This window comes from Streptomyces sp. ATLC9 (assembly GCF_057196705.1).
Window position 1 is genome coordinate 1 of the sequence record NZ_JBXUOY010000661.1, and the last position, 223, is coordinate 223.

Here is a 223-nt window from a genome sequence, read left to right on the forward strand (position 1 = left end):
TGACGCAGGAAGGTAGTCCAGCCCGGGCGGTGGTTGTCCCGGGGTAAGGGTGTAGGGCGCCAGGCAGGTAAATCCGTCTGGCATGAGTGCCTGAGACCTGATGCCGAGCCGGTGATGGTGAAGTGGATGATCCTATGCTGTCGAGAAAAGCCTCTAGCGAGTTGCATGGCGGCCCGTACCCTAAACCGACTCAGGTGGTCTGGTAGAGAATACCGAGGCGTTC

Annotated in this window: 1 rRNA gene; it reads left to right on the forward strand. The window is 59.6% G+C overall.

Features of this window, described 5'->3' with window-relative positions:
• Nucleotides 1-223 (forward strand): 23S ribosomal RNA (locus AC2CJA_RS27540); the annotation flags it as partial.